The sequence below is a fragment of the Pseudomonas sp. SL4(2022) genome (assembly GCF_026625725.1).
GTDB lineage: Bacteria > Pseudomonadota > Gammaproteobacteria > Pseudomonadales > Pseudomonadaceae > Aquipseudomonas.
In genome coordinates, this window is the sequence record NZ_CP113060.1 from 1860106 (window position 1) to 1885166 (window position 25061).

The 25061-nt window shown below is 59.2% G+C and carries 22 protein-coding genes; 5 read left to right on the plus strand and 17 right to left on the minus strand.

Annotated elements, in window-relative coordinates:
• Positions 1-19: 19 nt before the first annotated feature.
• From OU997_RS08935 to OU997_RS08970, 8 genes are all read right to left on the minus strand, one after another.
• Positions 20-754, minus strand: a complete 735-nt coding sequence (locus tag OU997_RS08935; RefSeq protein ID WP_108487166.1) for an amino acid ABC transporter ATP-binding protein — start codon at positions 752-754, stop codon at positions 20-22.
• Entirely contained in the window at positions 751-1419 is a 669-nt protein-coding gene (locus OU997_RS08940; protein ID WP_177479889.1) for an amino acid ABC transporter permease, read from the minus strand. Before OU997_RS08940 ends, OU997_RS08935 begins: the two co-directional genes overlap by 4 nt.
• Positions 1416-2162 (minus strand): amino acid ABC transporter permease, encoded by a 747-nt coding sequence (locus tag OU997_RS08945; protein WP_108487164.1) that lies wholly within the window; start codon positions 2160-2162, stop codon positions 1416-1418. Before OU997_RS08945 ends, OU997_RS08940 begins: the two co-directional genes overlap by 4 nt.
• A 181-nt stretch (positions 2163-2343) precedes the next feature.
• Positions 2344-3252: a glutamate/aspartate ABC transporter substrate-binding protein gene (locus OU997_RS08950; protein WP_108487163.1), complete on the minus strand. Its 909-nt coding sequence runs from the start codon at positions 3250-3252 to the stop codon at positions 2344-2346.
• 237 nt (positions 3253-3489) lie between these two features.
• A complete protein-coding gene (locus tag OU997_RS08955; RefSeq protein WP_108487162.1) occupies positions 3490-4602 on the minus strand; it encodes a polyamine ABC transporter substrate-binding protein in 1113 nt (370 codons plus the stop codon).
• Between the two features lie 109 nt (positions 4603-4711).
• On the minus strand, positions 4712-5740 hold the full coding sequence (locus tag OU997_RS08960) for a histone deacetylase family protein (protein WP_267809696.1): 1029 nt from the start codon (positions 5738-5740) through the stop codon (positions 4712-4714).
• Positions 5741-6085: 345 nt separating this feature from the next.
• The gene (locus OU997_RS08965) at positions 6086-7078 is read right to left on the minus strand and encodes an AraC family transcriptional regulator (protein WP_108487160.1); all 993 of its coding nucleotides are present in this window, start codon (positions 7076-7078) and stop codon (positions 6086-6088) included.
• Positions 7079-7169: 91 nt separating this feature from the next.
• Positions 7170-7964 (minus strand): hypothetical protein, encoded by a 795-nt coding sequence (locus OU997_RS08970; RefSeq protein ID WP_108487159.1) that lies wholly within the window; start codon positions 7962-7964, stop codon positions 7170-7172.
• A gap of 280 nt (positions 7965-8244) precedes the next feature.
• On the opposite strand from OU997_RS08970, the gene purE reads away from it, so the two are divergent.
• From purE to OU997_RS08995, 5 genes are all read left to right on the plus strand, one after another.
• Positions 8245-8736, plus strand: a complete 492-nt coding sequence (purE, locus tag OU997_RS08975) for a 5-(carboxyamino)imidazole ribonucleotide mutase (RefSeq protein ID WP_090377747.1) — start codon at positions 8245-8247, stop codon at positions 8734-8736.
• Positions 8737-8739: 3 nt separating this feature from the next.
• Positions 8740-9825 (plus strand): 5-(carboxyamino)imidazole ribonucleotide synthase, encoded by a 1086-nt coding sequence (locus OU997_RS08980; protein WP_108487158.1) that lies wholly within the window; start codon positions 8740-8742, stop codon positions 9823-9825.
• Positions 9826-9938: 113 nt separating this feature from the next.
• Positions 9939-10184, plus strand: a complete 246-nt coding sequence (locus OU997_RS08985) for a GlsB/YeaQ/YmgE family stress response membrane protein (RefSeq protein ID WP_108487157.1) — start codon at positions 9939-9941, stop codon at positions 10182-10184.
• 34 nt (positions 10185-10218) lie between these two features.
• Positions 10219-10752 (plus strand): DUF3299 domain-containing protein, encoded by a 534-nt coding sequence (locus OU997_RS08990; protein WP_108487156.1) that lies wholly within the window; start codon positions 10219-10221, stop codon positions 10750-10752.
• Between the two features lie 16 nt (positions 10753-10768).
• Positions 10769-11236 (plus strand): FAD/FMN-containing dehydrogenase, encoded by a 468-nt coding sequence (locus OU997_RS08995; RefSeq protein WP_267809697.1) that lies wholly within the window; start codon positions 10769-10771, stop codon positions 11234-11236.
• A 44-nt stretch (positions 11237-11280) separates the two neighbouring features.
• Here the strand turns inward: OU997_RS08995 and OU997_RS09000 are convergent, their stop codons facing one another.
• The 9 genes from OU997_RS09000 to icmH form a co-directional block, all read right to left on the minus strand.
• The gene (locus OU997_RS09000) at positions 11281-12093 is read right to left on the minus strand and encodes a hypothetical protein (RefSeq protein WP_267809698.1); all 813 of its coding nucleotides are present in this window, start codon (positions 12091-12093) and stop codon (positions 11281-11283) included.
• Positions 12094-12289: 196 nt separating this feature from the next.
• On the minus strand, positions 12290-12796 hold the full coding sequence (locus OU997_RS09005) for a hypothetical protein (RefSeq protein ID WP_267809699.1): 507 nt from the start codon (positions 12794-12796) through the stop codon (positions 12290-12292).
• Positions 12786-16187 (minus strand): hypothetical protein, encoded by a 3402-nt coding sequence (locus OU997_RS09010; RefSeq protein WP_267809700.1) that lies wholly within the window; start codon positions 16185-16187, stop codon positions 12786-12788. The genes OU997_RS09005 and OU997_RS09010 overlap by 11 nt, the downstream gene beginning before the upstream one ends.
• A 45-nt stretch (positions 16188-16232) precedes the next feature.
• On the minus strand, positions 16233-16736 hold the full coding sequence (locus OU997_RS09015) for a hypothetical protein (RefSeq protein WP_146180666.1): 504 nt from the start codon (positions 16734-16736) through the stop codon (positions 16233-16235).
• Positions 16737-16780: 44 nt separating this feature from the next.
• Positions 16781-18829, minus strand: coding sequence for a type VI secretion system tip protein TssI/VgrG (tssI, locus tag OU997_RS09020; RefSeq protein WP_267809701.1), 2049 nt, complete (start codon positions 18827-18829; stop codon positions 16781-16783).
• A gap of 72 nt (positions 18830-18901) precedes the next feature.
• Entirely contained in the window at positions 18902-19903 is a 1002-nt protein-coding gene (locus OU997_RS09025; protein WP_267809702.1) for a serine/threonine-protein kinase, read from the minus strand.
• Between the two features lie 10 nt (positions 19904-19913).
• Positions 19914-20642: a PP2C family protein-serine/threonine phosphatase gene (locus OU997_RS09030; RefSeq protein ID WP_108487149.1), complete on the minus strand. Its 729-nt coding sequence runs from the start codon at positions 20640-20642 to the stop codon at positions 19914-19916.
• On the minus strand, positions 20642-24181 hold the full coding sequence (tssM, locus tag OU997_RS09035) for a type VI secretion system membrane subunit TssM (protein ID WP_267809703.1): 3540 nt from the start codon (positions 24179-24181) through the stop codon (positions 20642-20644). The genes OU997_RS09030 and tssM overlap by 1 nt, the downstream gene beginning before the upstream one ends.
• Positions 24178-25059, minus strand: coding sequence for a type IVB secretion system protein IcmH/DotU (gene icmH / locus OU997_RS09040; protein WP_108487147.1), 882 nt, complete (start codon positions 25057-25059; stop codon positions 24178-24180). Before icmH ends, tssM begins: the two co-directional genes overlap by 4 nt.
• Positions 25060-25061 lie beyond the last annotated feature (2 nt).

Here is a 25061-nt window from a genome sequence, read left to right on the forward strand (position 1 = left end):
CCTGGTCCCACCTTTGGGGTTAGTGCTGGAGAATCTTCGCCAGGAACTGCTGGGCGCGCTCGGAGCGCTGGCTGACGTCGCCGAAGAATTCTTCCTTGGCGCAGTCTTCGACGATCTGCCCGGCGTCCATGAAGATCACCCGGTCGGCCACCTTGCGCGCAAAGCCCATCTCGTGGGTCACGCACATCATGGTCATGCCTTCCTGGGCCAGCTGAACCATCACGTCGAGCACTTCGTTGACCATCTCCGGGTCGAGGGCCGAGGTCGGTTCGTCGAACAGCATCACCACCGGGTCCATGGCCAGTGCACGGGCAATCGCCACACGCTGCTGCTGGCCGCCGGAAAGCTGGCCAGGATGCTTGTGCGCATGCGCCGACAGGCCGACACGCTCCAGCAGCTTGAGGCCTTTCTCAGTGGCCTCGGCCTTGCTGCGGCCGAGCACCTTGATCTGCGCGATGGTCAGGTTCTCGGTGATGGTCAGGTGCGGGAACAGTTCGAAGTGCTGGAACACCATGCCGACCCGCGAACGCAGCTGCGGCAGGTTGGTTTTCGGGTCGGCAATCGAGGTGCCATCGACCACGATGTCGCCCTTCTGGAACGGTTCCAGGGCGTTGACGCACTTGATCAGGGTGGATTTGCCGGAACCGGACGGCCCGCATACCACCACCACTTCACCCTTCTTCACTTCGGTGGTGCAGTCGGTCAGCACCTGGAAGTTTCCGTACCACTTGTTGACGTTCTTGATGGAAATCATACGGCTAACCTTTTTTGCAGATGCTTGACCAGCAACGAGGCGGAGAAGCTGATGAGGAAGTACACCAGGCCGGCGAAGATCAGGAATTCATGGGGCTGGCCGATGATGTCGCCACGCGAGCGGGCGGCGTTGAGGAAGTCCATCAGGCCCACGGTGTAGACCAGCGAGGTGTCCTGAAACAGGATGATGCTCTGCTGCAACAGCAGCGGGGTCATCTTGCGGAACGCCTGTGGCAGGATGATCAGGCGCATGGTCTGCCCGTAGTTCATCCCCAGCGCCTGCGCAGCGCCCATCTGGCCACGGGGGATGGCCTGAATACCGGCGCGGACGATCTCGCAGAAGTACGCCGCTTCGAACATCACGAACGCCACCAGGCACGAGGTGAAGGCGCCCACCGGGGTGTCTTCGCCGGTGATCCAGCGCAGGATGAACGGCACCGCAAAGTAGAACCAGGTGATCACCAGCAGCAGCGGGATCGAGCGGAAATAGTTGACGTAGGCGGCGGCGATCTTCGCCAGCAGCACGTTGTGCGACAGGCGCATGAGCGCCAGCACGGTGCCCAGGACCACGCCGCCAATGACACCCATGACCATCAGCTGCAGGGTCATGGCCATGCCATCCCACAGGCCTGGCAGGGCTGGAACGATTGCACTGAAATCCATCACTTACCTCCCACGGCGATCAGGCCAGGCACTGCGACTTTCTTCTCGATCAGGCGCATCAGCAGCATCAGGCTCATGTTCAGGGTGAAGTAGATCAGCGTGGCCAGGGTGAAAGCCTCGAACAGGTTGGCGCTGAACTCGGCGGTCTGTTTGGTCTGCGCCAGCAGCTCCATCAGGCCGATCAGCGAGGCCACCGAGGAGTTCTTGAAGATGTTGAGAAACTCGCTGGTGAGCGGTGGAATGATGATCCGGTAAGCCTGCGGCAGCAGCACGTTGCAGTAGATCTGTGGCAGGCGAAAACCCATGGCGTAGGCCGCCGCCGTCTGGCCCTTGGGCAGCGCCTGGATGCCGGTGCGCACCTGCTCGCAAACCCGCGCCGCCGTGAACAGGCCGAGGCATACCACCACGCTGAGGTAGGCCGAGGTGGCGGGGTTCAAGTCTTGCTTGAACCAGATTTCCAGCGGCTCGGGCAGCAGGTCTGGCACCAGGAAGTACCAGAGAAACAGCTGCACCAGCAGCGGTACGTTGCGGAAGATTTCCACGTAGGCGGTGGCGATGCCGGCGATCCAGCGGTTCGGCACCGTGCGCATCACGCCGAGCAGCGAGCCCAGCGCCAGGGCGATGATCCAGCCGGCGATGGCGATGGCGATGGTCCAGCCCAGGCCGGTGATGAACCAGTCCAGGTAGATCTCGCTGCCGATGCCGGTGGACTTGAAGAAAATGCCCCAGTCCCAGTTGTAGTTCATATGGGTTGCCCCTTGGGTGTCGCGAAATAGGCCGTGGGTCGGACGAGGCCGGGCAGGTGTGTGCCTGCCCCGTTCGCGGGTGGCGAACGTGCCTCGATCCAGTCAGATGGAAGGTGGAAGACGGGTGCTTCCGGGGTTCCCCGTCTACCGCCGCTCTTGTGAAGCGGCGGCAGGCGTACCGTCAGATCTGCTCGGCAGACTTGTCGGTGGGGTTGGCAATGAGCTTTTTCAGTTCATCGCTCATGGGGAAGTTGAGGTTGAGGCTCTTCGGTGGGATTGGTTGCATGAACCACTTGTCATAGATGGCGTTGACTTCACCGGAGGCAAAGGTGGCGCTGATGGCCTTGTCGACCACCTGCTTAAAGCCTTCGTCACCTTTGCGCATCATGCAGCCGTAAATCTCGAAGGACTGCGGCTCGCCAACCACCACCCAGTCAGCCGGCTGTTTGGCCTTGGCCATTTCGCCGTAGAGCAGGGCGTCGTCCATCATGAAGGCCAGGGCGCGGCCGGATTCGAGCATCAGGAAGGACTCGCCATGGTCCTTGGCCGAGATGATGTTCATGCCCATCTGCTTCTCGGCATTCATGATCTTCAGCAGGCGCTCGGAGGTGGTGCCGGCGGTGGTCACCACGTTCTTGCCCTTGAGATCAGGGAAGTCGCTGACCCCCGAGGTTTTCTTGGTCAGCAGGCGGGTACCGACTTCGAAGATGCCAACGGAGAAGTCCACCTGACGCTGGCGCTCAATGTTGTTGGTGGTGGAGCCGCACTCCAGGTCGACGGTGCCGTTCTGCACCAGCGGGATACGGGTCTGCGAGGTGACCAGGTTGTAGCGCACCTTGAGGTCCGGCATTCCCAGTTCCTGCTTGATCGCTTCAACCACTTTCAGTTGCAGGTCGTGGGAATAGCCCACCGGCTGCTGCGGATTGTCGCCGAAGTAGGAGAAGGGGATGGAGGCGTCGCGGTGGCCCAGGGTGATGGTGCCGGAGTCTTTGATTTTTTTCAGGGTGCCGGTCAGTTCGCTGGCGAAGGCCGGGCTGCTGATCAGGGCGGCGGCAATGGCCGCACTCAGTACGCGGGGGACAATACGCATGAATCTGTTCCTCGATGTTGTTCTTATGGGCGGCTGCGGAAGAGCTATCGCATTCCTGCCCGTACAGGGAGCAGGATGCATGCCAGGCCATCGAGGGTTTTTAAGAATAGATAAGTTATTGAAATATATGAATAAATTATAAATTTTGGCGGATGAAAAACGCCCAGCTGTTCGGCTGGGCGATTATTCAGTGGCGTGGCATTCGGAAAACCGAACGCTTTCGGGGCTGATGGGCGATCAGGTCCCCGACTTGATGGTGTTCCACACCCGTGTACGTACGCGTTCGGTCTTCTGCGGCAGCGGTTGCAGCACGTAGAGGGTTTTTTGCGCGGCGGCGGTCGGGGTCAGGCCGGGGTTGTCGCGGATTTCGGCGCCCACCAGTGGCATGCTGTCCTTGTTCGGGTTGGGGTAGCCGAGGAAGTCGCTGACCGGCGCAATCACCTTGGGGTCGAGCAGGTTGTTGAGGAACTCATGGGCCTCGGCGACGTTTTGCGCGCTTTTCGGGATGGCGAAGGAGTCGTACCACAGCGGCGCGCCTTCCTTCGGCAGGCGCCAGTCAACCACTACGCCGTTGCCGGCTTCCTTGGCGCGGTTGGCGAACTGGTAGAAGCTGCCCGAGTAACCGATGGCCACGCAGATGTCGCCGTTGGCGATATCGGTCATGTACTTGGCCGAGTGGAAGTAGGCGACGTGGGGGCGAATCTTCAGCATCAGCGCGCTGGCTTTCTCGTAGTCCTCGGGCTTGGTGCTGTTGGGGTCCAGGCCCAGGTAGTGCAGGGCGATCGGCAGGATATCGCCGGGCGAATCGAGCATGGCCACGCCACACTGCTTGAGCTTGCTGATGTTCTCTTCCTTGAAAATCAGGTCCCAGCTGTCCACCGGGGCATCAGCGCCGAGCACGGCTTTGACCTTGTCCGGGTTGAAGCCGATCAGCACGGTGCCGTACATGTAGGGCACGGCGTACTGGTTGCCGGGGTCGTTGGCGGTCATCAGCTGCAGCAGGCCGGGGTCGAGGTGCTGCCAGTTGGGCAGTTTGCTCTTGTCCAGCTTCTGGAACACACCGGCCTTGATCTGGGTGTCGAGGAACGTGTTGGACGGCACCACCAAGTCGTAGCCGGAATTGCCGCTGAGCAGCTTGGCTTCCAGTGTTTCGTTGCTCTCGTAGACGTCCCAGGTGAGCTTGATGCCGCTTTTTTCCTGAAACTCTTTGGGCACCGCCGGGAGCATATAGTCAGCCCAGTTGTACACACGCAGTTCGCGCGGTTTCTCGGCTGTTTGCGCCTGCACCGCGCTGGTGATCAAGGTTGCGCCGCAGACAGCGACGGCGAGTAGGTGTTTGATTGTTGTCATCGTATTCACCTTTTTAGACGTTATGAAACTCTAGATCGTCGGGTGGGGCGGGACGCGCTCGCGGTGGATGAGAAGAGCGTCAGCTGCGCGCCCCGGTCCACCCAACGCGCTACCGGCCCTCGAAACCTTCCAGTACGTTGACGGCGTTGACCCCGATGGCTTCCACCGCATAGCCGCCTTCCATCACGAACAGCGTCGGCTTGCCGAGGGCGGCGATGCGTTGACCCATGGCCAGGTAATCCGGGCTGTCGAGCTTGAACTGGGAAATCGGGTCGTCTTTGAAGGTGTCCACGCCCAGCGACACCACGATCACTTCAGCACCGTATTCGGCAATCCGCTGGCAAGCTTCATCCAGCGCGGCGCTCCACACGGCCCACGGGCTGCCCATCGGCAACGGGTAGTTGAAGTTGCAGCCTTCGCCCGCGCCTTCTCCATGCTCGTCGGCATAGCCGAGGAAGAACGGAAATTCATCGGCCGGGTCGCCGTGGATTGAGGCGAACAGCACGTCATTGCGGGTGTAGAAGATGTCTTGGGTGCCATTGCCGTGGTGGTAGTCGACATCTAGGATCGCCACCTTTTTGTGGCCCTGGTCGAGGAACGCCTGGGCGGCGATGGCGGCGTTGTTCAGGTAGCAGTAGCCCCCCATCAGTTCGCCGGCGGCATGGTGACCTGGCGGCCGGCACAGGGCGAAGGCGCTATGGGCGCCGGCGGCGATGGCGGCCTGGCCGCTTAGCGCCACCTGCGCGGCGCTGTAAGCGGCCTGCCAGGTGCCAGCGGTAATCGGCGCGCCGCCGTCGAAGCTGTAGTAGCCGAGTTGGCCATGCAAGTCGTTCGGGATGACCTGGCGCAGGGTGCGTGCCGGCCAGGTAAAGGGCAGCAGGTCGCCGTTGCCGTTCTGCGCTTGCCAGCGGTCCCAGGCACCCTTGAAGAAGTTCAGGTAGGCCGCGCTGTGGATGCGCTCAATCGGTGCCAGGCCGAAATCCTGCGGCGGACGCACGTCGCCGAGCTGGCGATGTTGGACGCGTTGCAGGATATGGTCGGCGCGTTGCGGCTTCTCGAAGCAGGGCATCAACTGGCCGTCGATCAGCTCGCAGCTGCCGTGGTGCAGGTGATGGTCGTCGCTGTAAAAGGTGAGCATGTGACACGGCTCCAGGCTTGTTGTTGTGCCTGCATTGTTCGCCTGCATAGCCCGGATGGTGAACGCTGACAACGGCCAAAAGGGGATCGAAGTGGCCAAGTTGCGTGGCCGCCTTGGCATTTCGTGGGCAGCGCTTCAGCGGCGGGCCGTTTGATCGGGGTTGTCGCGGCTGAAGCCCCTCCCACAAATGCCTGTAATCACGCCACGCAGGTTCAGCCTGCAGGGTGGATGGCGTTCTTTTTATCCGCCAGTGTTGGTCATGGCTTGGTGGATGGAGAAAGCGTCATCCACCCTGGGTAACTGCCATTGCCCGTTGGGCGTTGTCGCTTCGCTCTTCAGCCCAACCTACGCGCGGAAACGGCTCGGTGCCACACCGCTCCAGCGCTGAAAGGCGTGACGAAAGCTGGCGGTTTCACTGAAGCCCAGGTGCTCGGCAATCCGGCAGATTGGCCAGTCTTCCTGGCCGAGCAGGGTTTTCGCTTGCTCGAAGCGCAGTTCGTCGAGCAGTTCCTGATAGTGCGTGCCGAGTTCCTGCAGATGGCGCCGCAGGGTGCGCGGTGAGCAGTGCATCTGTTGCGCCAGTTGTTCCAGCCCGGGTGGTGTGGGCAGCTGACTGGCGAGCAGTTGGCGTACCCGTTCGAGCCAGGCCTGGCGGGTGTAAAACTCGCTGTTCTGTTTGCGGCAGCGCGCCAGCATTTCCCGGTGCGTCACTGCATCGGCCAGTGGTAATGGCTCTTGCAGCCAGCGGGCCGGGAAGGCGAAGGCGTTGCGCGGTGCATTGAATTGCAGAGGGCAGGCGAAGCTGCGGGTGTAACGAGCGCTGTAGTCCGGTTCCGCGAAACTGAACTGTGCGGCGCTGAGTGGCAGGTTCTGGCCAAGCAGGTCGTCACTGGTGAGCTTGAGTGAGGCCAGGCACATTTCCAGGTTGAACACTTCCAGTTCAGTGCTGTGCTGGTATTCGCTGGCACTGACCCAGGCCAGCTGTCCTTCAATCTGCAAATCCAGTTTGAAGTAGGTACCAAGCAGTGCCGGATACTGCAGCAGCAGCCGCCAGGCGTCACCAAAGGTTGCACTCGACAGGGCTGCGTAACCGACCATGCCATAGGCTGATACATGCATGCGCCGACCCAGTTCCAGACCCAGGTCACGGCGTAGCTGTAATGCATTGGCGCAGACCTTCAACTCCTGGGTGCGGGTAATGCGCGTGTCGGCGCAGGCCAGGTCAGCGCTGGCAATGCCACTGTCGGCGAGCAGCTGTTGAGTCAGCTCGGGCTGTGTTGAAAACACTTCAAGAATCAGGGAAACCACATGCAAGGTGGTCAGGTGGGCATGCAACATCGGAGGGACCGCAGCTGTTCTGAATGCCAGTAATGAGGCAAGAAGTATGCCGCGGTCGGCCAGTGAGCTGGCGCACGGTGGTTCGTGTACGTCAGCGATTACGCAGGAATGCGTTGATAAAGTCGCCCTGATTGGGTGCTTTTTCATGGGTGGTGAAGGTCAACGTCGCCTCGTTTTCGCGCAGCTTGAGTTTCTGCGCAAAGCTGCACTGCACGGTTTTCAGGCCGTTGGCGACAGCCTGTTGCTCGTCGCCGTTCTGGCACAGGTTGGCCAGTTGGCTGACCACTTCACCGCAGAAGCTCGGCACGTTCAGGCGTTTGAGTGTGTCGTCGTCGATGGCGTTCCAGTCAACCTGGGTGTTCAGCGGCGTGTTGCAGGCCTTCGAGGCGTCCTGGTCGATCTGCTGCAGTTGCTGGGTGAAGTCGGCCACGCGCTTTTCCCGGTCGAAGCGGCTCAGCTTGTCCTGAATGCCTGTTTTCTTCTGCTGCTCGTAGAGTGCCAGCAGGTTGGCCGCTTTGGTCTCTTTGCTTTTGGTTTCATTGAAGCCCAGCTCGAAGCCGTCGGTGTTTGGCAGGTACAGCTGGTAGTGCTCGCCACCCCAGCCCTGGCGCTTGATCAGCATGTTGTAGGCGCTGCCGTCGAGGGTGGTGGTGTAATCGCGCTCATCGTTACCGCGCTCGTTGACTGTGCTCAGCAGCACCACTTCATCCAGCGGGTGGTTGATGCCGCTGACCTGGATCAGCGCCTGCTTGCCGTCGCTGCTGGGCGCGACAGTCACGCTGATGCCTTTGCCGGCATCGAACACTTGCGGGTATTTGGCCAGTTCGAGGGCGCTGGCGTTGAGGGCGAAGAGCGAAGCGGCAAGTAGCAGTGACAGCCTTGTCATGGTGGTGTCCTAGGTTGTGATGAGCGGAGAATTATAGTGCGCCCGTTGACGCCGATATGTGCGCCAGGTCTGTTCGCGGGGTGTCTGGCAAAGTCTTGCCCGTGGCCTTCGACAAACGGTTGGGTGGGGTGCTCGCCAAGCCGGGCTTTGCGGTATACTGCGCGGCCTTTGGCGGTCCGCACCGCCATAATTCATTCACTAACAAGCCACGCCTGGTTTCCAGCGTGGCTTGTTAGTTTCTGCAGCGCCTACGGGCACTTGATGAAGAAGAGGCACGACGATGAGCGCACTGGTTGGCGTGATCATGGGCTCCAAGTCCGATTGGTCCACCCTTAGCCACACCGCCGAGATGCTGGACAAGCTGGGCATTGCGTACGAAGTGAAGGTGGTTTCTGCCCACCGCACCCCGGACCTGCTGTTCCAGTACGCCGAAGAAGCGGAAGGCCGTGGCATTCAGGTGATTATCGCCGGTGCTGGTGGCGCGGCCCATCTGCCAGGCATGTGTGCGGCCAAGACCCACCTGCCGGTCCTCGGCGTGCCAGTGCAATCGGCGGTGCTGTCGGGCGTTGATTCGCTGCTGTCGATCGTGCAGATGCCGGCCGGTATTCCGGTTGCCACCCTGGCCATCGGCAAAGCGGGTGCCGTCAACGCCGCGTTGCTTGCCGCGAGCATCCTCGGTCACCAGCATCCGCAGTTCCATGCTGCGCTCAAGCAGTTCCGCCAGGAACAGACTGAAACCGTGCTGGACAATCCGGACCCGCGTGAGGCCTAACCCATGAAGATCGGCGTAATCGGTGGCGGCCAACTGGGCCGCATGTTGGCCCTGGCAGGTACGCCGCTGGGGATGAACTTCGCTTTTCTCGACCCCGCGCCGGATGCCTGCGCGCAAGCGCTGGGCGAGCATATCCGCGCCGATTACGGCGATCAGGATCATCTGCGCCAACTGGCCGATGAAGTCGATCTGGTGACCTTCGAGTTTGAAAGCGTGCCGGCCGAGACCGTGGCCTTCCTCTCGCAGTTCGTCCCGGTGTACCCGTCTGCCTCCGCCCTGCGCATCGCCCGTGATCGCTGGTTCGAGAAATCCATGTTCAAGGACCTCGGCATTCCGACCCCGGATTTCGCCGATATCCAGTCGCAAGCCGACCTCGACGCTGCTGTGGCCAGTATCGGCCTGCCCGCCGTGATGAAGACCCGCACCCTGGGCTACGACGGCAAGGGCCAGAAGGTCCTGCGCAAACCCGAAGATGTGATCGGTGCCTTTGCCGAACTGGGCAGCGTACCGTGCATCCTCGAAGGCTTCGTGCCCTTCACTGGCGAAGTGTCGCTGGTGGCGGTGCGCGCCCGTGATGGTGAAACGCGCTTCTACCCGCTGGTGCACAACCGCCATGACAGTGGCGTGTTGGCGTTGTCTATCGCCAGCAGCGATCACCCGCTGCAAGTGCTGGCCGAAGATTACGTCAGCCGCGTGCTGACCAAGCTCGACTATGTCGGCGTGCTGGCTTTCGAGTTCTTCGAAGTCGATGGCGGCCTGAAAGCCAACGAAATCGCCCCGCGCGTCCACAACTCCGGGCACTGGACCATCGAAGGTGCCGAGTGCAGCCAGTTCGAGAACCACCTGCGCGCTGTTGCCGGCCTGCCACTGGGTTCCACCGCCAAGGTCGGCGAGAGCGCGATGCTCAACTTTATCGGTGTGGTGCCGCCGGTGGAGCAGGTTATCGCCATCGACGACTGCCGCTTGCACCACTACGGCAAGGCTTTCAAGGCTGGGCGCAAGGTCGGCCACGCCACCCTGCGCTGTGCGGACCGTGCCACTCTGGATCTGCGGATCGCGGCTGTCGAAGCGCTGATCGCCAAGGCCTGAAAAACCGCTGCGGCCGCTTCACCGGCGGCCGCAGCGGGAACCTCGGCGGCAGATATCCGTCTGATTGCGTAACGCCAGTATTGGCCCCAGCAATACACACGGAGTGACGCACCATGAGCATTATCGGCATCATCTTTGTCGGTCTGATCGTCGGTCTGATCGCGCGCTTTATCAAACCCGGCAACGACAGCATGGGCTGGATCATGACCATCCTGCTGGGCGTCGGCGGCTCGATTGCCGCCACCTACGGCGGCCAGGCGCTGGGCATCTACAAGGTGGGGGAGTCCGCTGGTTTTATCGGTGCAGTAATCGGCGCGGTGGTGCTGCTGGTAATCTACGGCGCTGTTAAAAAGGGCTAAGGCCCTGTCACTTCGCTGCCCTGTGAGCCTACCGATGCGCTATCTGTTGTTACCTCTGCTGCTGCTCAGCACCCTGGCTTGCGCCGAACTGCCGGAAACCGATTGGCTGGAGCTGATGCCGCCGGAAGACCGCCAGGCCCTGGAAGACATGCCCGAGATCAGCCACCAAGGCCTTGAGCAGGACAGCGGCTTCTATAACCCCGGCGGCCTCAAGCAGCAGGATCAAAACTTGCCGGCGGTGATGTACTCGACGAAAACCGTCGCCGCCTTCGATGGTCAAGCGGTGCGCCTGGGCGGCTATCCGGTGCCACTGGAAACCGACAGCAAGGGCCACAGCACGCTGTTCTTCCTGGTTCCTTACCCCGGCGCCTGCATCCACGTCCCGCCGCCACCACCCAATCAACTGGTGCTGGTGCGCTACCCCAAAGGTATTGAGCTGGAAGACATCTACGCGCCGCTCTGGGTCAGCGGCACGCTGCAGATCGAGCAGGTCAACAACGAGTTGGCGGATGCCGCATATGCCATGCAGGCGGATCTGGTTAGAGTGGTGACCGATGATGACCTATAAGACCGGAGTGCCCACCATGAAAGCCGCTCTTGCTCTGCTGTTGTGCCTGTTCTCCGCCACCAGCATGGCCCTGGAAACCGGTGAGCGTTTGGCGCCCTGGACCCTGCTCGATCAGCATGACCAGGCCTACACCTTGGACGATCAGCTGCAAGTATTGCTGGTAGCCCGCAGCATGGACGCCGCCAAACTCGTTGACGCCGCCCTGCAGGGCAAGCCCAACGGCTATCTGGAGCAGCGCCGCACGGTGTTTCTCGCCGATATCAGCCGCATGCCGAGCATCATCGGCAAACTCTTCGCCATCCCCAAAATGCGCGAATACAACTACCGCGTCCTCCTAGACCGCGACGCCCGCATTGCACCCCGATACCCGGCGGACAATGCCAGCGTACTTTGGCTCGACCTGCGCCAGGGCCAGCTACAGGGGCAGCGCAGTTTTACTGATGCTACCGAGTTGGCGCAGGCGTTGAAGGCGGTGGGGCGCTAGTTAACCTTTCGCTCAGCGCGTTGGCGTAATCAGCTTGGAGCCACTCAGTTGGCTTCGATGCTGCGCAGCAGCTCTGCTGCTGTCAGGCGTTTGAGCGTGTGTGTGGCCGGGTCAGTCTCCACGTCCAGCGCCAGCGGCGTGATGCCATCAGCCTCATAAACGAAGTACGCATTGCCGTTGCTCACCTCATGGGTTTTCTTTCCCACCGTCGCGATGGTTTTCGGTGCCGCCGACATCAGCTCATCGACCGAGCTGTAGCGCAATGCCACATCGACCTCGCCGAGGCGGCCAAGGGGCGCATCGGCTGGCTGCGAGGGCTCCGCCATAACGGATTGCAGGGACACCACATTGGAGGCTTCGATCCACTTGTCCGAGTAGGCGAAAATCAGGTCCTGGTATCCGCTCGACAGCGGCTTATCCAGATTGCACACAGCCTTGCGGATAGAGACACCGTTTTGCCCATTGCGGATATTGCCGTACACACAATCGATGACCGGAACTTTGTCTTTTAGCGCGAGGGTGTAGAAAACTTCGAAAGAAGTAATTGATCCGGCGTTTTCATAAACCAGTGCAGGAGCACCGTTGAACGAGACCAGGGCTCTGGACGCCTGGCCGGCGTAGCCAACGAGATCTGCGAATACCTTGGTTTCCGTTCCCCGACTGATCGTCAACTCGCCGGTGTCCATGTCCGCACGATAGGTTTCAGTGCTGCCGCCTCTATCGAATGTGAGGGTTGTCGCCTGTGCTTGTGCGGGGGTGGCCATCACAAGCATTAGCAGTAAGGTCATTGGAATGACGTAAGGCAAAGCGACGGCTCCATCAATAAAAACGAGATCGTATTTCAGCGGTTTATGCACGTTTCATATTCTGTAGCGAACGATGTACCGAAGTCAGTTCTTCAGGCTCATCTACATCGCCTGAAATATTTAATAGTTGGCGTTGGGGCAAGTCGTACGGCACCTAACCGATATTTTCGGTTCCATTTGAAGGGCAAAATGGGACAAATTTATTTTGGCAATAAATAAATTTGTTCTTTCCATAAATACTGAAATTTTATTCTTCAGTGATCTTTAGAAGTTGTAACTGATTATTTTTAAGCTCAAAGTAACGTGTCCTGTTAGCGCTAGCTAAAAACTCACCATTCATTCCTCGCTCTGGATCAGCGGCTATGCCGCTAATCACGATAAGGCGGCTATCCAGCCTGAAACTGGCATCGTAATAGCTGCCATCGGCGCTATCAATTTCATAAGCATTAGGGAAAGATGCTGCGATTTTTCCGGTCTGTGCATCAAGTATTTCGCCGCATATGGCACCGCCTCCGCAGCCAGTGGCAAAAACAATGTAATGGCCGGCGAAATTTATCGGTTTCTTAATGGCTTGTTTGCGGTAGAGCGACCAGTTATCGTCGTTATTGTCTTCAATTACGAGCTTGTGATTATCGCCCTGAAAAATCTGCTCGACCTTATATTCCTCGAACTGCGGATCGGCCGCGAAACTGCTGAGTGAAATTAATAGGCTGCCGAGCAGCGATATAAATCCGAGGGCCGCATTATTTGCCATTTTTCTTTGACTCCTCTAAAGCCTTAACCATTTCATCCGGGGTGATATGAGCAACGTTCAGGCCATCACCTGCATAGTATGACAACCCTTCAGTGCTGGCTGTTCGTGTAAGCCATACCACTTTGCCGTTTTCTTTAACTACCTTTCCGTTCTCATCGCGCTTTTTGACAGGGCTGATGCTCTTGCCCTTGCGTACCCCTGCGGAGGCGAACTCCATGGCCCAGGCATAAATTGCATCTTCGACACTGCCGTCCCCCTCTAGGTAATTTATGAAAGCCTTGCGCTTAACTTTGATCAGGTAATTTTCGAAAATATTGTCCTGCACTGTTTCGTCATATTTTAATGAGGTATCGAGCCCTAAGTGTTTAACCGCTGCGGAAAGTGTGTCGGGAATAAGCTGGTAGCGGCCTGTGGCAAACATGTCCCGATCAGCCTGTTTCTTCTGTACCTCTGCGATGGTCAAGGTTGTCAGGCCGGTTTTGTAGAATGATTTGAGCGGGGCGGGGTACGTTCGGTTGTAGGCAGAGTAATCATTTTTCGATTCAACCTTGCCGAGTAAATCGGCAAATACGCTATGCGCCCAGCCAGATTTCTTCCCGTTATTTTGTACTGTGTCAATAAACGCGAGCGGGTGAAAATGGTGAACCTGCTTTGGTAACGCAACTTGCATTGCCCCAGCCAGCTCATCCCAGAACACCAGATTATCAATACGTTCCTTTTCATGGCGGAGCACTTCCGGGACATCCTCTAGTAACTCTTCTAATCGCTGCCATTTAGGGGCAGATGATTTTGCTTGCCACTCGGTCGGATGGTAGCCAATTAGTTTCGACCAACGGTCGCGGAGCTTGTGATTTTTCAAGGCAAGGGATATTTCGTCAGCAGTAACTTTGTCATCCTTGTTGCCGAGTTGATCAATTTTTAGGTAAAGGTTCTGAAAGAAATCCGGCATTTCCTTCGGGTCGAGAAAGCCGTCGGCGTTATCGTTGCTTTCCTTGATAATCTGGAAACCCAATTTTTCCCTATCGTGCTGGCTGATAATTTCTCCGTCAGCCTTGGCGATATAACCATCCACCGGGGTGGTGGCGCTGTTGACTTTGATCAGGTACCACTCTTTGTTGTCAGGGGCCTTGAGTAACTTTGCCTGGTTCGCAGCAATCAGGTAGTTCTCGTTTATGACCAGTCCGCTGGGTGTAAACGTCGGTGCTTCTGCAGTACCACCTTTGTTGTAGATGGTCTTGCCCTTGGTAACGCGTAAGTATTGATTGCCGTCCTTCAATCCCGCCGGGTTCTTCAGGAATGCTTCCAGATTTGGGTCTGTAGAGAACAGCTCTACGTGAACCTGATGTTGGCTTTTCACCCCGCCTTTGGCACTGGCGAGTGTCTCGTAGAGGCCTAGGTAGCCAATAGGATCGCCTGCTTTGATTGGGATTTCGCAGGTGACGACGGAGTCGAAGTCACTTGGATCATCGGGTTTAAGCTCAGCCGCATCAGTATCGATGACTACCCAAATAGGGCCGGAAGGACACATTGGGGTGTCCCAGAATCCTCCGCTAACGATGGTGCAGGGGGCCATGATCTGCGGGCGGCCTGCCTGAATGACTCGCTTTACTGTGCTTGTGGCGTATTCCAATACGGTATTTTCTGCAAGTAAGCCGATTTTTTTCTCGATTGGGTCTTCCGGTTTATTGAAGGCCGGCGCCCGCTTTTTCAGTTGAGCTTTGACCTGGCCTTTCCAGTAGGTGGGGCGAATGCGTTTTTGTGGTGGGATTTCTTCCGCATAGTGCTCGTCTGTCTTGCCTGGTTCCGCCTTGCTGATGGCCATCCAGACCACGTCATCTGCTTTGGCTGTTTGTACACCGCCCTTCTTCACATCCTTGCTGAGAATCTTTATCTGAGCCAGTTCATAGGTAGCGGTATCACCGGGCTTTATCTGATGCCCGGATGTGGCTGAGATCAACTCGAATTCCGCCCCACTATCAATCTGCCCTAGTACGGTACCAGTCAGGTTTGCTTCCTTACGGACATTGCGGCCCTTGGCTTTTACCTTGAACCGGCGCTGATTCTCACCACTCTGTAGTGGGTAATGCTCAAAAGGCAGCAGGTGCATATACAGGCTGAAGAATTCAAGTTTGTTGGTTTCTAGCTTCTTGTCTTCTGCCTTCGCTTCAGCTGGGGACGCAGGCGTTAAATCCTTGAAGATGGCTTGCTTGTTTCGATCCTTGAGAATCGCATCTTTTTTGTCGAATGCCGCGAACCAGATTTCGCTCGTTGCGGCACGGGTTACCGGATTACCAGCCCGATCTTTACCGGGCAATGCAGCCTTGATCGTGGCCAAGGCGAAACGCATATCTTTGGTGTCATGGATTTTGAGAATCTGCAGCTCTGTGCCTGCCGGCATAAGCGCTTCGAAGTTACCCGTATTACCCAGGACTGTGCTTGCGATATCGCGTCCATAGCGCGAGCTGGCGAGTTGCACGGTCTTACCTACCCACTCGATTTTGGCAACAGGTTTGCTCTCCGCCGGACGCTTTTGCGATTCATAGGTGTGGCGAACCAGACAGAAGGACGTGGAGTAGCGCAGGTTGTCGCAGCCTTTTTCGCCCATGAATGTGGACGATAGATAATCCTTGTTCAGCCGGTAAGCGACCACTTCGCCATCTGCCATGCAGCGCACGGCCTGTTTGAGCTTGGCGTGTGGCACGCTGGCATCGCTGAAGTGGATGCCCCCATGCCAGAAACCGTTGTTGCCTAGGATGTAGTGGCCGGATTTTTCCTTCTCTAATTCTTTGTAAAGCTCTTCAAGGGTGTAGTGGTTGCCGTCGACCTTGCGAATGGGGAATTGATATTTCTTGTCATCGGTCGATGAGGTATTTGACGGCCATGTGCCGGGCTTTATATTGCCGTTCACGATGTCTTTTATGTATTTTTCGAACTGTGTACGCTCAAGTTCGGCGTGTGTATGTATTGCGTATGTTGGTTTTCCTTCGCCATCAGTCCTGTACTGAATACCTATGGGCTGCCCGTACTCTACGTATTGTCCATCTTTGACTTTGAAATTGGTATCTAAATGAAGTACTTGTCCAAGCAGGTCATCGTATTTTTCGGTGCTATATATTTTAACTGTTCCGTAAGACTTAAAAGTCTTTACAAAGCCTGCGACAGGGCACGGAACATCAATAGACTTGTTGCTGCCATTTACAAGTAAAACGAAATCTTTTTTTACCAGTCTGCGGCCGCCTGGCTCATTTGTTCGGATTTCTTCTAGATGCCCATCAGTTTCGTCATACTCACGCTTTGGCTCTCTAGCTTTTGATGGATGGTGTTTCTCCAGGTCTTCATAGGATTTGACCGGTTCAATACCATTTGTTCCGCTCTCTACTATTGTGTACATGCTAATTCCTTGTCGCGTTGCGCAACTATAATCTTGTAATGTCTATTAAATTCCGCATGCTTCTCCAAGAAGCTGTAGTTTATAAATTTTTCCTGAGGCTTCTAGTTCTGCTTCTATTGTCCGGTCATGCGACTCTTGATATTCGCTGTAATTACTTTTATTAATTATATTTATTTTCAGCGATAGACCTTCTTGTTTGTTTTTGTAGGTCGATTTTTCATTGTCCCTAGTTGTTAGGGATAGTTCGGTGATTTGATTGTTATGTTTTACATATATGTATTTTTCATCTACCTCTACTAATAACGATTCAGCATTCGTGCTGGGTCTGACTTTGCTGTTTTCAGTGTAGCTGCAAGTCCATACGCCAGGTGTGTCATGCTGTTGCTCTTGGAATGCGCGAATGGCTTCCTTGTACTCAAAGCTTTGAAATTCATTTAATGGTTTGCTACTGCAAGCGGTGCTGAACAGTAATATACTTACTAGAAAAACTAGTTTAGTTGTTTTCTCTGTGAAATTATTTTTGCTTTGTATTTTGGTACTTGTTTTCATCGAAGTTCGCTCGTTCAAATTTTGGTTAATTAGTTATGAAGTAATTATTCAGAAAAAAGGAAAAATGCCTGAGGCTGGTTTTCAGTTTTTTGCAGTGAGTTCATCAACGCCTCATCCAACAAACTCCCCGCCTTATCGCTATCCGCCGCGCCCGGCAGCACCGGCGGTTTGATGCCGATCCCTGAGCCTTTGCCCGCTGCGCCGCCGGCGTTGATTTTGGCGATGGGGCCGCTGAGGGTGATGCCGCTGGGGTCGAGTTTGATAAAGCTGCCGCCGGCTTTGAGGGTCAGTTCGGTGCCGGCTTCGATGACCATCTTTTGCCCGGCTTTGAGGTGGATTTCGCGGCCGGCTTTGGTCAGTTGGGCGGTGCCGAGTTTGATGTGCTGGTTCTGCCCGACGGTAAGGTGGTCGTCGGGTTTGACTTCGACCTTGCGTTCGGTTTTGACCGTGAGGTTTTCTTCGTCTTTGAGCTCGGTGTAGCTGTTGGCTTCGACGGTGTCGTGGCGTTCGTGACCGACACGGATCTTCTGGTTGTGCTCGATGTTTTCATCCCAGTCGCGCTGGGCGTGCAGGTAGATCTGCTCGGCACCTTTCTTGTCTTCGATGCGTAGCTCGTTGTAGCCGCCACCGCCTGGCGTGCTGAGGGTTTTGAATACGCTGCGGGTCTTGTTCGCTGGCAGGTCGTAAGGCACCACGTGTTCGGCGTGGTACAGGCAGCCGGTGACCAGCGGTTGGTCGGGGTCGCCTTCGAGGAAGGTCACCAGCACTTCCATGCCGATCCGTGGGATGGCGATGCCGCCGTAGCCATCACCGGCCCAGCTGGAAGCCACGCGCAGCCAGCAACTGGTGGTGTCGTCGGCTTGGCCTTCACGGTCCCAGAAAAATTGCACCTTGATTCGGCCGTATTCGTCGCAGTGGATTTCCTCACCCGCGGGGCCGGTGACCACGGCGGTTTGGCTGCCCAGGACTTTGGGTTTTGGGTGGGCCAATGGCGGGCGGAAGGGCACATCCCAGGGCGTGGCGGTGAAGTGGTTGCGGTAGCCCTGCTGGAAACCATCACTGGCGGCGGTATGGCTGGTGACTGACTCTTCCAACACCTGCGGCTGTTTGCCCTGGTGGATCACCTCGTGCAGCAGCCAGAGATCGTTGTAGTCTTGGCGCGGGTGGTCGGAGAGTTCCAGAAAGTGCCCGCTGAGCAGTTTCGGCTGATCGCCCCGGCCTTCGGCCAGGCGGTAATCGGTGCGGTGGCGTTCGAGGTGGCGTTGGCTGAGGTGCTTGCCGCGCGCACGGTCGATAAAGCGGCCGGGGTAGTCGTAATCCTCAAGGTCCGGCAGCGGCGTGGCCTCGGGGTCGCGCTCTTCCTTGAAGGTGGCTTCCATCAGCAGGCGCGGTTGCTCGAAGTCGTAATCGCGGCGGGTGATGCGGCTGGTGCGGGTTTCCAGGCGTACGGCAAAGCGCTTGATCACCGGCTCATCGGCGGTCATGCCGTTGTCCTGCAAATAAGCGGTGGGCTGGCCGAGTTTGCCGAAGGCGCTCTGGTCATCGCCGAAGACAATGGCATGGCCTTTGGCGCTGTGCTGGAAGTGGTAATGAATGCCTTCTTCCTCGCACAGGCGCTGGACGAAGTGCAGGTCGCTCTCGTCGTACTGCACGCAGTAGTCGCGCGCGGGATAAACCGTTGGGCCGAGCAGGAACTGGTAATCACCTTCAACGATGCCGTGTTCCTGCAGCACCTGAGCAACGATCTGCGGCACCGTCAGGTGCTGGAAGATCCGTTGATTGGTGCGCAGGGCCAGGTAGCTCAGCTGCGGCACGATGCTCAGTTTGTAGCGGGTCAGGCGTTTGCCGGATTCAGCCTGGGCGACCTGATAGATCAGGCCGTGAATGCCCAAGCCGTCTGGAGTAAAAGCGAGAAAGGCACGCTGATGCAGCAGGCTCTGCAGATCCAGCTCGGCGTTCTCGCTGATCAGTTCCAGTTCGAAACGGTAGGGCTGGCTGATGGCTTCGCGGCCGCTGAACTCAAGCACTTGCAGGTCGTGCTCAAGGCCTTCGATGCTCAGGCTGAAGTGGGTTTCATTGGCCGGGTTGAACATGGTCATTTCCTTGTTGAAAGATCATCCATTGATGTCGCGAGGTGCCGTTGGGCTTCGTGCCTCAGCGCCAACCTACGTGTTGCCTCGCTGTAGCCACCGCCGCCAGCCGCTGGGTGCGGGCTGGCGAAACACCTCAAGCAACTGCGCGCAACTGAGGCTGCGCTGCGCTTCATCGAACGCCAGCGCGGTGCGCAGGGCGGGCCAGCAATGCGCCGGTAACTGCTCAGGGCGTTGCAGCTGTTTATCCAGCTCCATGGCCTTGGCCTGTTTGGCGCTTTGCCGGCTGAACGGGTGGCGACCACTGGCCAGCTCATACAGTACGCACGCCACGGCATAGACATCGGCTGCGGCAGTCAGCGGTGCGCCGTCGAGTAATTCCAGGGCGGCGTAGCGCGGCGTCCAGGCGGTAAAGCGGTTGCGGCACAGGCGCGGCAAGCCGGGTAACAGGCCTTCCACGGGCTGGCCGAGACCATAATCGAACAGGCGCAGGCCGTCTTCGGCGAGCATCACATTGCTGGGCTTCAGGTCGCCATGCAGCACGCCGAGGCTGTGCGAATAGCTCAGGGCGTCAAGCAGGGCGATGGCGATTTCCTGCAGCTCGCTCCAGGGCAGACCCTCGGGGCGATCACTGAGCAGTTGATCCAGCGTCAGGCCCTTGAGCAGCTCCAGGGTGAGGAAGGCGCGCTGGCTGTGCACATCCACCTCGAAGCCGAACAGACGCACCACATGCGGGTGGTTGAGTCGCGCGGTGAGGGCGAACTCGCTGTACAGCAGCGCGTTGGCGTCCGGGTATTCGGCGAAGTCATCGCTGAGGGTTTTCAGCGCCACGTACGGCTCGGGGTCACCGAACTGTTCGCGCAACAGATCACGGGCGCGATACACCGCACCCATGCCGCCGACCCCGAGCAGGCGCTCGATCTTGTAGCGGCCGCCGAGTACTTCCGGCAGTTCGCTGAGCACTTCGCGCGGGGCTTGCGTGGCCGGTTTGGCGGCCGTCGCGGCCAGGGCGAAGTAGGTCAGGTCGCTGGCCGGGGGGCTTGCCAGCGGCAGGTCGTCGAGCAGCTGTTCACTCATCCGTGAGTCCTCATCGGCGGATCACCACCGCACTCAGGTTGTCCCGCGCCGGGCCGTCGAGGGCCAGTTGGAATAACCGATTCAGAGTCAGCTGCGGTGACGGCAGGTTTAGCGCTGCGCCGATGTCGTCGACGGATACGCCTTGGTACAGGCCATCGCTGCACAGCAGAAAGGCATCGCCAGGCAGCACATCCAGTTCGAGAATCTCCAGCTTCAGCTCGTCACTGGCACCAATGGCGCGGGTCAGGGCGTGCGCTGCCGGGTGTCGCGCGGCTTCGCTGGGGCTCAGTTGCTGTTCATCGATCAGCTGCTGCAGCAACGAGTGATCGCGGCTGAGCTGATACAGCCTGCTGCCGCGCCACAGGTAGCAGCGGCTGTCGCCGGCCCACACGCAGGCGGCACGGTCGCCTTCGATCAGCAGGGCCACCACCGTGCTGCCGATCACAGGGTCCGGGTGGGCGGCGGTGACCGTCAGCTCCTGGCCGAGGCGACGGTTGAGCGCGTGCAGGCGCTTGCGCAGCTCATCCAGACGCTGTGGCAAATCACCTGCGCTCGGCTCGGCCAGCTGCTCGACAATCAGGCGGCTGGCCAGGGCACCGTTTTGGTGCCCGCCCATGCCGTCGGCCACCACCCACAGGCCCTGTTCCGGCAGGGCGAGAAAGGCATCCTCGTTGCGCGCCCGCACCTTGCCGGTGTCGGTACGCGCCGCGCTGCGCCAGCGGTTGGCAACCTCCTGCATCAGAGCGTGGCCGGCAGTTTGAAGCTGCGCAACTGGTCTAGGTCAAACGGGTTCGGCGCGCGCTGGCTGTGCAACAGGTAGTTGGCGCGCAGGCCGCCGAGGTCGGCCTTGAGCATCAGCACATCGCGGCCGCTGTGGTAGTCCACGCTCATCAGGTCGAGCAGGCGGAACAGCGACCAGGGGCCGGTGTTCTTCTCGATACCCACCTTGCGTCCACCGAGCTCTTCGACCACCAGGCTGGTACGCCCTTCATTGGCTTCGGCCGGCCAGCTGAAAGCGGTCTGCATGATGGGCCCGTGGCGGTATTCCATCTGCTGATTGCCAAAGCGGAAGTCGGCGCGGCCCAGGCTGGAATCCAGCGAGTAGGGTTCGAGTTTGAACAGCACTTTCGGCTCGTTGGGGTTCTCGGCGAAGAAGCTGCGACGGATGGTTTGGGTGTGGCTCATCTGCAGCAGGAACTCGCGCGACAACGGCAGGCCACGGCCATCCACGCGGCGCAGTTGGTACTGGCCGGCGGTGCCGCTGACGAACGGCTTGAGGTAGTTGTCGAAGAAGCGCTCGGCAATCCCCTGAGCCTTGAAGAACTCGCGGAAATCGGCAATTGCCACGTCGCTTTCGCTGTGTGCGCTGAACGGATAACGCTGCTTCAACGAGCCGTCATACGCGGCGTACAGCTCGCTCTTATAGCGCTGGTTGAGGTAGTGGTAGGCGTCGTTGAGCACCAGCATCCAGCTGTCTTCGGCGAGCAGGCCGAGCCAGTTGCCGACCGGTTGTGGCAGGCGTGCGGCATTGCTGCGCACCTGGTTGATCGCATCACGCTGACCGCCCATACGCGCCTTGGCCAGCTCGAACGCCGCCTGCTCCGGCGCGCTGGCATGAGCCAGGCTGGCCAGTTGCAGTTGTAAGGCATCCAGCGCTTGCAGGGTCATCGCCAGTTCCGGGCCGGCACCGCCGTTGTCATCCAGCAAGCGGTGCAGCGGTTCGAAGCGGCGCTCCAGGGTTTTACGCGCGGTGTCCGGCAGGTTTTTCACCAGCGCCGCTTGCGCTTGTTCAGCGGCAGAACTGGCCAGCTTGGCGACTTTACCCAGCTTGCCTTTGCTACCTTCCAGCGCTTCGGCGGCGGCTCCGGCATCGTCGGCGGCTTCGGCCATGCCTTTGAAGCGGGTGTTGTCGCGCACCTCCACCAGCAGTTGCAGCAGCGGCGAGTTGGCGGCGGTCAGGCCGGCCAGTTGCAAGGCACCCTGGCCGGCGCTGCCGATCGGGTCCAGCGACAGCTGCGCAATGGCTTCGCCCCAGTAGTTGGCGTAATCGCGGAAGTACAGCTGCTCCATTTCCACCAGCAGACGGCTGAGGTCGGCCGCGCTCAGGTTGTCGCCTTCACCCAGAACCCAGTTGTCGCGCAGCAATTCACGCACCAGGTCAGCGCCCTTGGCGGTGAAGGTTTTCTGGTAGCCAACCTGGGTGTAGAAGCCCGGAATCACATAGTCACTGCCGGCAAACAGGCCGGCCTGTGGGCCGAGCTTCTGGCTCAGGCGGTAGTCCGGCAAGCTGCGCGCTTCATCGCGGAGCATGCGGTAGACCACATTGGCCAGCGACTCGCTGCGCAGGATCTGCCGCGCCTGGGCCACCAGCGGCTGGTTCAGCGAATAAGGTGCGAACGACTCGGACAGCAGGCGCTCGAAGTGCTCATTCAGGCCGCGCTGGCCGGCGCTGTTGCCGGCGTAACGCAGCGACCAGTCGGCCGCCAGCCACTCCTGCAGGAAGGCCTTGTCGCGACGCTCTTCCAGATTGAGCATCAGATAAGCACGCAGGCTGTTGAGCAGGCGTTCACGGTCACCTAGGTTGGCGCGGACTTGTGCTTCCAGCTGACGACCGACGCGGCTCAGCAGCAGGTTTTCCAGCTCGGCGCGGTAGGCCTGCTGCAGTGTTGGATCGACTTTTTCGCCCTGGTACAGACCGCCGCGTTGCAGGTAGGACACCTCATCCACCGGCGGGAACACCTGGGTGGCGGCGTAGCTGTGGTCCAGCGCCTTGAGGGTGCGCAGGGCGTCATCCTGCACGCCGAGGTTGTTGTGTTGCTGGGTCAGCTGCTGAGCCAGATCACGCAGTTGCTCCAGGCGGCCATGGTTGCCGGAGAAGCTACCGGCCCAGACCACACCAAACACACCGAGCACCACCAGGGCGGTGGCGTACATGGCGCGCTGGCCCCAGTCGATGCGGCGCACTTCTTTCTGGTCGAGGCCGGCCAGGTCGGCTTCGGGGAAGATCACCCGGCTGAGCAGGTGATTGATAAAGCGCGAGCGCCCGCTGCGGAATGTCGGCAGGGCGCTGCTGGCCAGGCCCAGGTTGCGGCCGATGCCGCTGGTGCTTGGGTCGAGCTGGTTGTTCAGCTCCGGTGCGCTGGTCAGGTAGAAGCCGCGCAACTGGCTGGCACGCTGGTAGCGGTTGCCGCTGAAGGCCAGCTCGCTGAACAGGCACAGGCGCTCGCCGAGCAGGCCCAACTGGTGCGGGAAATCGAGGATACGGCCCCTCCGCTGGGTATCGCGCTCCTGGTGCATGCGCAAGATCACTTGGCTGTTGAGGCGGCGCAGCAGTTCTTCGAACTCCTGACGAATCACCTGCACGTCAGTGGCGTTCTGCTCCTTGCGGAAGCTGGCGCCGAGCACCTGATCGCTTTCTTCGCGCGACAGCTGGTCGAAGAATTCATCGAAGCCCAATACCTTGTCGGCCTTGCTCAGCACCAGGTACACCGGCACATCGGCACCCAGACGCTGGTGAATATCCTGCAGACGCTGACGGGTCTGGCGGGCGAGGTTTTCCAGTTCGATTTCGCTGCCACCTTGCAGCTGCTCCACCGGGATGGTCACCAGCACACCGTTCAGCGGGCGCGCACGGCGTTTGCGCAGCAGGCCCAGTAGGGTGTCCCAGGCGCGGCCGTCGATGGCCGGGTCGGGTTGGGTCAGGTAGCGCCCGGCTGTGTCGATCAGCACGGCGTGGTCGGCGAAGTACCAGTCGGCATAACGGGTGCCGGAAACGTCCTTGGTCAGACGTTGCTGGTCCGCGCGGTTGAGCGGGAAATCCAGGCCGGAAAAATCCAGCAGGCTGGTTTTGCCGCTGCTCTGTGGGCCGAGCAGCAGGTACCAGGGCAGCTCATTGCGCCATTTTTCGCTGCGGCCGCGGTACAGGCTGGAGCGTTTGAGGGTGTGCAGGGCCAGCTTGAAACGATTGCGCAGCTCACTCTGCTCTTCGTCGATCAAACCCTCGCGACGCAGACGCTCTTGGGCGTCGGCGTCATCTTCTTCGGCCTGCTTGCGGGCGGTGGCCTTCCAGCTGGCGAACACCATGGCCAGGCCCCAGATCAGGAACAGCAGGCTGATGCTCAGCAGACGGCTGGTGGCCGATTCCCAGAACTTGTAATCGTTGACCGCCAGCAGCGGGCCGACAAACCACACCAGCAGCGCCAGAACCAATACCAGACACAGGCTCCACACCCAGGTCTTGCGGAAAAATGCGGCTAATTTGCCGAAAAAAGGCTTCATTTCGTCTCATCCATGAATGCACCCGAAGACGGGTCAAGTTGCGCGTACGGCTGCAGAATCGTTTCGCGTTGTTCACCCAAGACCCAGGCAAAACCGCTGTACATCACCACCAGGCAAACCACGGTGAACAGTGCCACCAGCCACCACGGCACGATGCGTACCAGCCGTCGGCGGGTGTCTTTCAGGCCCTGCCAGTGCGGCGACACTTCACGCGGCACGTCACCGCGTAGCTGGCGGATCTGCCGATAGAGGCTGTCACGCACCGCTTCCAGTTCGAGCATGCCGCGCGGCAGCACGCGGTACTTGCCTTCGAAACCGAGCGACAGGCACAGGTACATCAGCTCAAGCATCGGCAGGTGCTTGACCGGGTTGCGCGACAGGCGCTCAAGCAGCTGGAAGAACTTCTCGCCGCCGAAGGTCTCGTTGTGGAACGAGGACAGCAGGCTCATCTGCGACCATTCGCTCTCGTTGCCCCAGGGCGTGGTCACCACGGCCTCATCGACCACGGTGCACAGCACGTAACGCGCGGCCATCACCTGGCTGCTTTCCGCGCCTTCATGCAGGGCGCGGTGTTCGAACAGCTTGATGGCGCTGGACAGACGCTGGTTCAGCGCGTGCATGTCTTCACTGTCGAAGCTGTGCTTGAGGCGCACCACTTCCGAGAGCAGGGTGGCGGCGGCGGCCACCAGCGGGTTGAGGCTGATATTGAAGCTCTCCGCCGGGCGCAGGCGTGCGGCGTAGATCATGCGCTCTTCCAGTTGCTCGAATTTTGGCGGCGCGGCGAAGTCGGTCAGCGGGCTGTGCGCCGGGGCATCGCCCTTGCGGTTGAGGATGACGGTTTTGTCGTCCTGGCCGTATTCCATTTCCTTGGTCGTCATCA

What these genes read in the sequence shown, in the direction of transcription:
- purE (WP_090377747.1), top strand. Translation starts at nt 8,245, where the DNA reads ATGAGCGCACTGGTTGGCGTGATCATGGGCTCCAAGTCCGATTGGTCC.
- OU997_RS08985 (WP_108487157.1), top strand. Translation starts at nt 9,939, where the DNA reads ATGAGCATTATCGGCATCATCTTTGTCGGTCTGATCGTCGGTCTGATC.
- OU997_RS08995 (WP_267809697.1), top strand. Translation starts at nt 10,769, where the DNA reads ATGAAAGCCGCTCTTGCTCTGCTGTTGTGCCTGTTCTCCGCCACCAGC.
- OU997_RS09025 (WP_267809702.1), bottom strand. Translation starts at nt 19,903, where the DNA reads ATGAGTGAACAGCTGCTCGACGACCTGCCGCTGGCAAGCCCCCCGGCC.
- OU997_RS08970 (WP_108487159.1), bottom strand. Translation starts at nt 7,964, where the DNA reads ATGACAAGGCTGTCACTGCTACTTGCCGCTTCGCTCTTCGCCCTCAAC.
- OU997_RS08960 (WP_267809696.1), bottom strand. Translation starts at nt 5,740, where the DNA reads ATGCTCACCTTTTACAGCGACGACCATCACCTGCACCACGGCAGCTGC.
- OU997_RS08990 (WP_108487156.1), top strand. Translation starts at nt 10,219, where the DNA reads ATGCGCTATCTGTTGTTACCTCTGCTGCTGCTCAGCACCCTGGCTTGC.
- OU997_RS08965 (WP_108487160.1), bottom strand. Translation starts at nt 7,078, where the DNA reads ATGTTGCATGCCCACCTGACCACCTTGCATGTGGTTTCCCTGATTCTT.
- OU997_RS08950 (WP_108487163.1), bottom strand. Translation starts at nt 3,252, where the DNA reads ATGCGTATTGTCCCCCGCGTACTGAGTGCGGCCATTGCCGCCGCCCTG.
- OU997_RS08935 (WP_108487166.1), bottom strand. Translation starts at nt 754, where the DNA reads ATGATTTCCATCAAGAACGTCAACAAGTGGTACGGAAACTTCCAGGTG.
- tssM (WP_267809703.1), bottom strand. Translation starts at nt 24,181, where the DNA reads ATGAAGCCTTTTTTCGGCAAATTAGCCGCATTTTTCCGCAAGACCTGG.
- OU997_RS08980 (WP_108487158.1), top strand. Translation starts at nt 8,740, where the DNA reads ATGAAGATCGGCGTAATCGGTGGCGGCCAACTGGGCCGCATGTTGGCC.
- OU997_RS09030 (WP_108487149.1), bottom strand. Translation starts at nt 20,642, where the DNA reads ATGCAGGAGGTTGCCAACCGCTGGCGCAGCGCGGCGCGTACCGACACC.
- tssI (WP_267809701.1), bottom strand. Translation starts at nt 18,829, where the DNA reads ATGTTCAACCCGGCCAATGAAACCCACTTCAGCCTGAGCATCGAAGGC.
- OU997_RS08945 (WP_108487164.1), bottom strand. Translation starts at nt 2,162, where the DNA reads ATGAACTACAACTGGGACTGGGGCATTTTCTTCAAGTCCACCGGCATC.
- OU997_RS08955 (WP_108487162.1), bottom strand. Translation starts at nt 4,602, where the DNA reads ATGACAACAATCAAACACCTACTCGCCGTCGCTGTCTGCGGCGCAACC.
- OU997_RS09005 (WP_267809699.1), bottom strand. Translation starts at nt 12,796, where the DNA reads ATGGCAAATAATGCGGCCCTCGGATTTATATCGCTGCTCGGCAGCCTA.
- icmH (WP_108487147.1), bottom strand. Translation starts at nt 25,059, where the DNA reads ATGACGACCAAGGAAATGGAATACGGCCAGGACGACAAAACCGTCATC.
- OU997_RS09015 (WP_146180666.1), bottom strand. Translation starts at nt 16,736, where the DNA reads ATGAAAACAAGTACCAAAATACAAAGCAAAAATAATTTCACAGAGAAA.
- OU997_RS09010 (WP_267809700.1), bottom strand. Translation starts at nt 16,187, where the DNA reads ATGTACACAATAGTAGAGAGCGGAACAAATGGTATTGAACCGGTCAAA.